The following is a 2500-nucleotide window of genomic DNA, read 5'->3' as shown; positions in this document are numbered from 1 at the left end:
AGCTTTACACTGGCATTCGTGTCGGCATGTGTAGGATAGGTGGTAGGCTTTGAAGCGTGGGCGCCAGCTCGCGTGGAGCCATCCTTGAAATACCACCCTTATCGTCATGGATGTCTAACCGCGGTCCGTTATCCGGATCCGGGACAGTGTATGGTGGGTAGTTTGACTGGGGCGGTCGCCTCCCAAAGAGTAACGGAGGCGCGCGATGGTGGGCTCAGACCGGTCGGAAATCGGTCGTCGAGTGCAATGGCATAAGCCCGCCTGACTGCGAGACAGACAAGTCGAGCAGAGACGAAAGTCGGTCATAGTGATCCGGTGGTCCCGCGTGGAAGGGCCATCGCTCAACGGATAAAAGGTACGCCGGGGATAACAGGCTGATGACCCCCAAGAGTCCATATCGACGGGGTTGTTTGGCACCTCGATGTCGGCTCATCGCATCCTGGGGCTGGAGCAGGTCCCAAGGGTTTGGCTGTTCGCCAATTAAAGCGGTACGTGAGCTGGGTTCAGAACGTCGTGAGACAGTTCGGTCCCTATCTGCCGTGGGTGCAGGAATATTGACAGGATCTGTCCCTAGTACGAGAGGACCGGGATGGACATACCTCTGGTGGACCTGTTGTGGCGCCAGCCGCAGTGCAGGGTAGCTATGTATGGACGGGATAACCGCTGAAGGCATCTAAGCGGGAAACCCACCTGGAAACGAGTATTCCCTATCAGAGCCGTGGAAGACGACCACGTTGATAGGCCGGATGTGGAAGCGCGGTAACGCGTGAAGCTGACCGGTACTAATAGCTCGATCGGCTTGATCGTTCTCATTCGCCCATGTTCATCCCAGGCCTTGCCGGGATGAAAGGGCTTCTTCTTCGAGACACAGCTTCCAGCATGATGCGATTGGCCGACCTGGTGGTTATAGCGAGGTGGCTGCACCCGATCCCATTCCGAACTCGGCCGTGAAACGCCTCAGCGCCCATGATACTTCGTCTTAAGACGCGGGAAAGTCGGTCGCTGCCAGGTCTGCCAATCGCATCTTCTTCTCTTCCTTCCTTCAAAAAACCCCCGTTCTCTCCCGAGGCGGGGGTTTTTGCTTGTCTGGGTCTCGGAGTTCGAGCTCGGCTGCGCCTGCCAGCGCCGGCGCTCGTTTCAGCGATCGGCGGCCTTTGCCTTCCGCCCCTCCTCCCAGCTTCTATCTGCCAGCTCTCTTTCACCCAACGAATAGGCTCTCAGATCCACGAGAAAGCCCGTAGGTGAGCGACGTGCTGTTTTTGGCTACCAAACTAGCCAAAGACTCATCCGGCCTCTCTACGGTCTTTCTATTCGATCATGCTCTTCGCCTGGCATCTGGCTTCGCTCAAAGCCACCGCGCCTGTCCCGGATGGGTGGTCGGCGCCGAGCCCCGTCACAAAATCCCGCCTTCCGCGTCTCGCGTGACGGCTGCCTCGTCCCATCCCGCCGTCGCGTCCGGGTGAAGCCAAGCGTCACTCGAACAGGCGGCCCTGCGCGTCCCGGCTAAAGGCGAAGCGCAGCTTCACCACGCGCCGCCCCGCCTTCACCGGCTTCCAGTCGATCCGCCATCCGTCCTTCTCGCAGAGCTCGCGCACCGCTGGCTCCAAGATCTTGGTGCGCAGCTTTCCGAAATCGGCTCGCTGCTTTTCCGTGGCGTCCATGGAGAGCGCGAAGTCCTCGATCGCGTATTCCGCCCTCCCGGTCGCCTCGAAGCGCGTCAGTAGCTCGAGAAGGCGCCAGGAATAGGCCGAGCGCAGCGCTGAGGCCTGTTTGAGCTGATAGCTCGTGAACTGCTTGCGCAGCCCCGTGAGGTAGGGAAGCAGCGGCGGCCACCAGTGCAGCTCCACCCAGCCCTCGCCACTGTGATATTTGACCGCTCCCACCCAGCGCATCTGGACCTTGGTCGGTTCCACCGGCTTGCCGCGGCGTCGATGAGCCGCCTCATAGAAGGTGATGGAGCGGCCGAACAAGGCCCGGGCGGCGCCCTGCAGCGCCTCGTAGGCGGTCGTCATGTCGACCTCAAAGGCCTCGGCATATTCGGCCGCGGTGATCCGCGTCACCGGCACCTCGCCTGGTCCCAGTCGCCGGTAGCTGCCGAGCTTGGAGGCGGCCGTCGCGACGATGCGCTTTTCCGACAAGGTGAGACCGTGCCCCGCCCGGTTCAGCGCATTGTGCATCGAGATCCAGCGCTCGCCGGACAGGCGTTCGGGCAAAGTCGGCGTCAATGATCCCGAACCAAGATTCTCAAGGCTTTGAACGGTCTTTTCTCCCATGGTCCGGGTCATTCTCCCCTCATTTTAAAAGGGGAGAATAGAGGGTTTTTGGACGGGGCGCTCTGTGGAAAACGACCGGAAAAAGGGAGATGAAACCCGGAAAAAGGGAGAATAAACCCGGAAAAAGGGAGAATAGGGGGGGTCAAGTATCTGATTTTAAAAAGAAATTTCCCTCTAAAAACAAGAAAAAACAAGAAAAAACGGGTGCTCTGGGGAAAAGAGATGCG

At 59.4% G+C, this 2500-nt stretch carries 1 protein-coding gene and 2 rRNA genes (1 of these 3 cut by a window edge); 2 read left to right on the top strand and 1 reads right to left on the bottom strand.

Translation table 11 applies throughout. From position 1 onward, the window contains the following. Both M673_RS23435 and rrf read left to right on the top strand, forming a co-directional pair. A 23S ribosomal RNA gene (locus tag M673_RS23435) occupies positions 1–807 on the top strand; it begins 2015 nt to the left of the window's first position. 89 nt (positions 808–896) lie between these two features. Beyond that, a 5S ribosomal RNA gene (rrf, locus tag M673_RS23430) occupies positions 897–1011 on the top strand. Positions 1012–1472: 461 nt separating this feature from the next. Here the strand turns inward: rrf and M673_RS23425 are convergent. After that, positions 1473–2285, bottom strand: a complete 813-nt coding sequence (locus M673_RS23425; RefSeq protein WP_202814337.1) for a replication initiation protein — start codon at positions 2283–2285, stop codon at positions 1473–1475. Positions 2286–2500: the final 215 nt, after the last annotated feature.

This window comes from Aureimonas sp. AU20, from assembly GCF_001442755.1.
In the GTDB taxonomy this organism is placed as follows: domain Bacteria; phylum Pseudomonadota; class Alphaproteobacteria; order Rhizobiales; family Rhizobiaceae; genus Aureimonas.
The sequence above is the reverse complement of the archived record's forward strand: the minus strand, read 5'-3'. Positions and strand labels throughout refer to the sequence as shown.

What these genes read in the sequence shown, in the direction of transcription:
- M673_RS23425 (WP_202814337.1), bottom strand. Translation starts at nt 2,285, where the DNA reads ATGACCCGGACCATGGGAGAAAAGACCGTTCAAAGCCTTGAGAATCTT.